Annotated in this window: 7 protein-coding genes; 4 read left to right on the top strand and 3 right to left on the bottom strand. The window is 69.4% G+C overall.

Annotation, left to right across the window (positions count from 1 at the left end; all coding sequences use genetic code 11):
- The 3 genes from P409_RS22835 to P409_RS22845 form a co-directional block, all read left to right on the top strand.
- Positions 1-221, top strand: a 221-nt coding sequence (locus tag P409_RS22835; protein WP_034844123.1) for a helix-turn-helix domain-containing protein, incomplete at its 5' end; no start/stop codon positions are given.
- 12 nt (positions 222-233) lie between these two features.
- On the top strand, positions 234-1370 hold the full coding sequence (locus P409_RS22840) for an aminotransferase class I/II-fold pyridoxal phosphate-dependent enzyme (RefSeq protein ID WP_034844126.1): 1137 nt from the start codon (positions 234-236) through the stop codon (positions 1368-1370).
- Between the two features lie 237 nt (positions 1371-1607).
- Positions 1608-2570, top strand: a complete 963-nt coding sequence (locus tag P409_RS22845) for a hypothetical protein (protein ID WP_034844128.1) — start codon at positions 1608-1610, stop codon at positions 2568-2570.
- A 22-nt stretch (positions 2571-2592) separates the two neighbouring features.
- Here P409_RS22845 and P409_RS38180 read toward each other — a convergent pair whose 3' ends face one another.
- From P409_RS38180 to P409_RS22860, 3 genes are all read right to left on the bottom strand, one after another.
- Positions 2593-3672, bottom strand: a complete 1080-nt coding sequence (locus P409_RS38180; RefSeq protein ID WP_052121222.1) for a calcium-binding protein — start codon at positions 3670-3672, stop codon at positions 2593-2595.
- A gap of 210 nt (positions 3673-3882) precedes the next feature.
- Positions 3883-5187 carry an adenosylhomocysteinase gene (gene ahcY / locus P409_RS22855; RefSeq protein WP_034844132.1) on the bottom strand — a complete coding sequence of 435 codons (1305 nt, stop codon included), beginning with the start codon at positions 5185-5187 and terminating at the stop codon, positions 3883-3885.
- A gap of 133 nt (positions 5188-5320) precedes the next feature.
- Positions 5321-6067, bottom strand: a complete 747-nt coding sequence (locus P409_RS22860) for a TerC family protein (RefSeq protein ID WP_034844134.1) — start codon at positions 6065-6067, stop codon at positions 5321-5323.
- 189 nt (positions 6068-6256) lie between these two features.
- Between P409_RS22860 and P409_RS22865 the strand changes: the two genes are divergently transcribed.
- A partial coding sequence (locus tag P409_RS22865) for a DeoR family transcriptional regulator (RefSeq protein ID WP_034844136.1) occupies positions 6257-6451 on the top strand: 195 nt, incomplete at its 3' end.

Here is a 6451-nt window from a genome sequence, read left to right on the forward strand (position 1 = left end):
GCGAGGCGATCAACCTGATCCTGCGCGACCGCCTCGGCGCCGCCGGCCTGTCCGCCGACCGGCTGGACCGCGCCGGCCGTATCGCGCTGGTCGCCGCCATCGATGCCGAGGGCCTCTTGGAGATGCGCCACGCCGCCGCCTATGTCGCGGCCCAGCTCGGCATCTCCCGCGCCACCCTGTATGCCGACCGGGCGGCGGCCCGGGCCCGAGCTGCCGCCTGAGGAGTTTCCCCGATGTCCCTGCCCGAATTCGCGCTCGAGGCCTATTTCGCGCGTTGGGAGTTCACCGCCCGCCACAATCTCTGCGCCTCCGACATGCAGTCGCTGACGCTGACCGACCTGCTGGCCCTCGGCACGCCGGCGCAGCGTGAGGCCTGGGACAAGCTGTGGCTCGGCTACACCGAGACCGCCGGCGCGCCGTCGCTGCGCGCGGCCATCGCCGGGATGTATGCCGGGCTGGAGGCGGACGACGTGGCGGTCACGGTCGGGGCGGGGGAGGCGATCTTCCAGTCGGTGCGCAGCCTGCTGGGGCCGGACGACCATGCGGTGACGCTGATCCCGAACTACCAGTCGCTCGAGGCGGTGGCCGCCGGCATCTGCGCCGTCACCGGCGTGCCGCTGCAGCCCGACCCGGAGGCGCCGGGCGGCTGGTCGCTGGACCCGGACCGGATCGCCGCGGCGCTGCGGCCGAACACCCGGCTGATCATCCTCAACGTGCCGCACAACCCGACCGGCTGGCTGCCGCCGCGGCCGGTGTTCGACGCGATCATCGAGCTGGCCCGGTCGCGCGGCCTCTGGCTGCTGGCCGACGAGGTCTATCGCGGGCTGGAGCGGCGCGAGGCGGACCGCCTGCCGCTGGCGGTCGAGCTCTACGAGCGCGCTTTGTCGGTCGGGGTGCTGTCCAAGACTTACGGCCTGCCGGGGCTGCGCCTCGGCTGGATCGCCTGCCGCGACCGCGGGCTGCTGCGCCGGATCGTGCGGCAGAAGGACTACACCACGCTGTGCGCCCCGGCGCCGAGCGAGGCGCTGGCCGAGATCGCGATCGGCGCGCGGGAGCATCTGGTGCGGCGCAGCCGGGATCTCGTCGCCCGCAACCTGCCGCTGCTGGAGGCCTTCTTCGCCCGCCACGCCGACCGCTTCGACTGGCAGGTGCCGGCGGCCGGCTGCATCGGCTATCCGCGCTATCGCGGCGGCAAGGGGGTCGACGCCTTCGCCGACGACCTGGTCGAGCGCTCCGGCGTGCTGCTGCTGCCGGCGCGGGTCTACCGCTCGGCCCTCGGCCCGGTGCCGGCGGACCGCTTCCGCATTGGCTTCGGCCGAGCCGACATGGCCGAGGCGCTGGAAGCGTTCGAGGCGCATCTGTCGCGCTGATCTGCCCCGCCGTCATTGCGAGGAGGCGAAGCCGACGAAGCAATCCAGGGGCCGGTGCGCACCGGCCCCTGGATTGCTTCGCTGCGCTCGCAATGACGGTTTTGGGATTTCGAAAGCTCCCCAAGCGGGAGAGGCCACGCGCACATCCGTGAGCCCCGCCACGCTGCGACGCGATGGCGGGGAGGCGCGACGGCGCCGCAGCGTGTAGGGTGCGGCCGGATCACCGGGATGAGACCCATGCTGCGCCGCCTTGCCTTCGCCCTCCTTCTGCTGCTGCCCGCCCTGCCCGCGGCGGCGGCCGACCAGACCCTTGGAACCTTCCGCGGCACGGTCGCGGGCCCCGGCGGCGAGACCGAGAAGATCGAGGGCTTCGCCCTGGCGGTGAAGGACGATCGCGGCCGCTTCGTGGTCGGCATGACCGCGACCGGCGAGGGGGTGATCCGCGCCCGCCAGATCCAGCTGCTGCTGCCGGCCGATGTCGCGCCCGGCACGCTGCAGGTGGGCAGCTACGATTCGGCCCGGCACGACCAGGCCGGCAAGGCGTCCGGCGCCCTCTACCTCGCCATCGGCGCCGACGGGTCGCGGGTGCGCGACTGCCGGCTGGTGCCGCAGGGCACGGTCGAGGTGACCGGCGTCTCGCCCTTCGCCGGCACGCTCAACTTCACCTGCCGCGATTCGTCGGAGGCGACGCTGTCGCTGACTTTCGACGCGGTGCCGGTCGACGCGACCCAGGTGGTGCCGTCGGAGCCGGCGGCGGCCTCGGCCGGCCCCGGCCGCGTCAGCACCACGATGGGCGCGCCGGTCAACGCCACCATCACCGGCACCGGCTCGGCCAAGCGCCAGGCCGCCGGCAGCCGGCTGCTGATGCTGTATCTGGAGCAGGAGCGCGACGTCCACGGCACCAAGCAGATGATGCCGGTCGGCGCCGTGGTGGTGGCGCTGCCGAAGGACGCGTCTCTCGGCACGCATGACCTGAAGCCGTTCTCCCAGGCGGTCGCGGCCGACAAGTCGGCCACCGATTACGGCGTCTCCTTCAGCATCGACGCGGGCGACGATTCGCTCGACGGCTGCGACCAGGCGGCGAGCGGCACCTTGACCCTGACGGGCCTCGACCCGCTCGCCGGCTCGGCCCGCTTCACCTGCGCGGACCAGAAGGATCTCTCGGTCGAGACCGATTTCGACGGCATCCCGACCGAGTGACGCCCCCACTCCCGGGCCGCGGCTACAGCACGAAGTCGCCGGCCGCCAGGGTCAGGCTGCCGGTCAGGGTGATGTGGAAGTCGGAGGCGCCGTCGCCGTTGACGTCGCCGGCAATGGTGGTGACGCCGCCGCTGACGGCGTAGCGCAGCTCGCCGGCATGGTGGGTGTACAGGCCGGTGCCGATGAAGGTGAAGGCCTGGTCGCCGGCGACGCCGGTATTGGCGTCGATCGCCGACAGGTCCACGCGGTCGCCCTGGGCATGGCTGAAATCGGTGATCCGGTCGGCATTGGCTCCGACCGCGCTGTCGGCGATGGCGCCGTAGACGAAGCGGTCGGCCCCGGCGCCGCCGGTGAGTATGTCCTTGCCCAGGCCGCCTGAAAGCAGGTCGTTGCCGTTCCAGCCCTGCAGGGTGTTGGCGCCGCCATTGCCGGCGAGGCTGTCATTGCCCTGGCTGCCGGAGAGATTCTCGATATTGAGCAGGGTGTCGCCCTGGGCCTCGCCGCCGCTGCCGATGCCGGTCGTGAGGTTGACCGCGACCCCGGTCACGCCGCTGAAGTAGCTGGCCGTGTCGATGCCGTTGCCGCCGTCGAGGGCGTCCATGCCGGCTCCCCCGCGCAGCACGTCGTTGCCGTCGCCGCCGGACAGGAAATCCGCCCCGCCATTGCCGGTCAGCGTGTTGGCGCCGGCATTGCCGACCAGGGTGTCGGCGGCGTCGCCGCCCGTGGCGTTGATCGCGGCGCTGCCGGTCAGGATCAGCCGCTCGACGAATTGCGGCAGGGTGTAGGAGACGCTGGAGTAGATCGTGTCGGTGCCGTCCGACGCCGAGAATTCGGTGACGGTGTCGCCGGTCGAATCGACGATGTAGGTGTCGTCCCCGAAATTCCCCTGCATGGCGTCGGCGCCAGCGCCGCCGTCGATATAGTCGTCGCCGCCGCCGCCATCGATGAAGTCCACGCCGCTCCCGCCGAAGGCCAGGTCGTCACCGATGCCGCAGTTGAGATTGTCGTTGCCGCCGAGGCCGTTGAACACGTCGTTGCCGCTGTTGTCGCCGCCCATCGGGGGCAGCGAGTCATCGCCATTGGTGCCTGTGAATGTGGTCATGGAATCCCCCTGAAGCAGGAATGAAATATCGACTTGCCCGGCGGATGCGATATTTGCCTTATCTTGACGGCGCTGATTGGGCACGAAAGTGCTGAATCTGGGGTTTTCCTTCGTGATGCCTGGCCGGGATCTTCACGATCTTCCGGCGGCATGAAAAAGCCCCCGCCTTGCGGCGGGGGCTGGTCCTCGACCGGATCCTTGCGGGGTCGATCAGTAGCGGTAGTGGTCCGGCTTGAACGGGCCCTGCGACGGCACGCCGATATAGTCGGCCTGCTTCTGGGTCAGCTGGGTCAGCTTGGCGCCGATCTTCTCCAGGTGCAGCGCCGCGACCTTCTCGTCGAGGTGCTTCGGCAGGACGTAGACCTTGCGCTCGTAATTGGCGTGGTTCTGCCACAGCTCGATCTGCGCCAGCACCTGGTTGGTGAAGCTGGCCGACATCACGAAGCTGGGGTGGCCGGTGCCGCAGCCCAGGTTGACCAGCCGGCCCTGGGCCAGGACGATCAGGCGCTTGCCGTCCGGGAACACCACCTCGTCGACCTGCGGCTTGACCTCCTCCCACTTGTAGTTGCGGAGGGCGTCGATCTGGATCTCGCTGTCGAAGTGGCCGATGTTGCTGACGATCGCCCGGTCCTTCATCGCCCGCATGTGGTCGAGGGTGATGACGTCGACATTGCCGGTCGCGGTGACGAAGATGTCGCCGATCGGCGCCGCTTCGTCCATGGTCACGACCTGGTAGCCTTCCATCGCCGCCTGCAGGGCGTTGATCGGGTCGATCTCGGTGACCATGACCCGGGCGCCCTGGCTGCGCAGCGAGGCGGCCGAGCCCTTGCCCACGTCGCCATAGCCGGCGACGACGGCGACCTTGCCGGCCATCATCACGTCGGTGGCGCGCTTGATGCCGTCGACCAGGCTCTCGCGGCAGCCATACAGGTTGTCGAACTTCGACTTGGTGACGCTGTCGTTGACGTTGATGGCGGGGACCTTGAGGGTGCCCTTCTTCATCATCTCATACAGGCGGTGCACGCCCGTGGTCGTCTCCTCGGACAGGCCGCGGACGTCGTTCAGCATCTCCGGATACTTGTCGTGCATGATCTGGGTGACGTCGCCGCCATCGTCCAGGATCATGTTCGGGGTCCAGCCGCCCGGGCCGCGCAGCGTCTGCTCGATGCACCACCAGAACTCCTCCTCGGTCTCGCCCTTCCAGGCGAAGACCGGGATGCCGGCGGCGGCGATGGCCGCGGCGGCCTGGTCCTGGGTCGAGAAGATGTTGCAGGACGACCAGCGCACGGTGGCGCCCAGCGCCGTCAGCGTCTCGATCAGCACCGCGGTCTGGATGGTCATGTGCAGGCAGCCGACGATGCGGGCGCCCTTCAGCGGCTGCGACGCGCCGAACTCCGCCCGCAGCGCCATCAGGCCGGGCATCTCGGTCTCGGCGATCGCGATTTCCTTGCGGCCCCAATCGGCGAGGCTGAGATCCTTGACCTTGTAGTCGGTGAAGGTGGCGGCGTCAGGCATCGGGTGCTCCTGCGGCAAGTTCGGAATTGCCGCAGGGTGTAGCAGCCGGGCCGGTCCGCCACAAGCATAAAGACATCTTTATATGTTTGATTTGCCCCTCCCCGCCCCTGAGGGGCGGGGAGGGGCGGCAGGGTCAGAGCTGCTTCTTCGGCGCCGCCGCGGCCCCCGCGCGCCGGGCGTGGCTGCGCTTGGCCAGGAGGTTCAGCACCTCGACGCCGAGCGAGAAGGCGATGGCGAAGTACAGGTAGCCGCGCGGGATGTGGAAGTGCAGGCCGTCGGCCACCAGGGCCACGCCGACCAGCAGCAGGAAGGACAGGGCCAGCATCTTCACCGTCGGGTGGCGGTGCACGAAGCGGCTGATCGGGCCGGAGGCCGCCAGCATGGTGCCGACCGCGACGATCACGGCGGCGTACATCACCGGCAGGTTGTCGGTCATGCCGACCGCGGTGATCACGCTGTCCAGCGAGAACACCAGGTCGAGGATGATGATCTGGCCGATGATCGCGGCGAAGCTGGCCGCCTTGATGGCATGGCCCTCCTCCTTCTCCTCGATCGCGGCATGCACCTCGATCGTGGCCTTGTAGAGCAGGAACAGGCCGCCCGCGAGCAGGATCAGGTCGCGCCAGGACACGTCCTGGCCGAAGGCGCTGAACACCGGCGTCGTCAGGCCGATGATCCAGGAGATCATCGCCAGGAACACCAGGCGCAGCAGCAGCGCCAGGATCAGGCCGACGCGGCGGGCGCTGGCGCGCTGGCTCTCCGGCAGCTTCTCGGTGGCGATGGCGATGAAGATGATGTTGTCGATGCCGAGAATGATCTCGAGCACGGCCAGCGTGATGAAGCTGGCCCAGATCTGGGGATCGGCGAGGAAGTCGAGCACGGCTCGTCGGTCTCCGTATGGCTGAAGCCGCCGGGATATTGGGGGCGGTGGCGCAGATTACCAGGAGTTCATGTCCGATTTCGCCTGTTGTCGCAGGAGGCCGCTGTCGGCAGCCGGAGCGGCAGGCCGCCGACGCTTGCACGTTCGTGCATGTTCATGCATGATCGCGCAAAATCAGGCAGCGTCCTTATGACCGAAATCCTGTTGCCCGAGGAACGGCGCAAGCGCCTCCTCGACCTCCTCGCCCTCGACGGCAAGATCCTGGCCACCGCGGCCAGCGCGACCCTCGGCGTGTCCGAGGACACGATCCGCCGCGACCTCAACGACCTGGCCCGCGCCGGCGCGGTGCGGCGGGTCCATGGCGGGGCGCTGCCGCTGACCCGT

The sequence above is a fragment of the Inquilinus limosus MP06 genome, from assembly GCF_000767795.1.
Lineage (GTDB): Bacteria > Pseudomonadota > Alphaproteobacteria > DSM-16000 > Inquilinaceae > Inquilinus > Inquilinus limosus_E.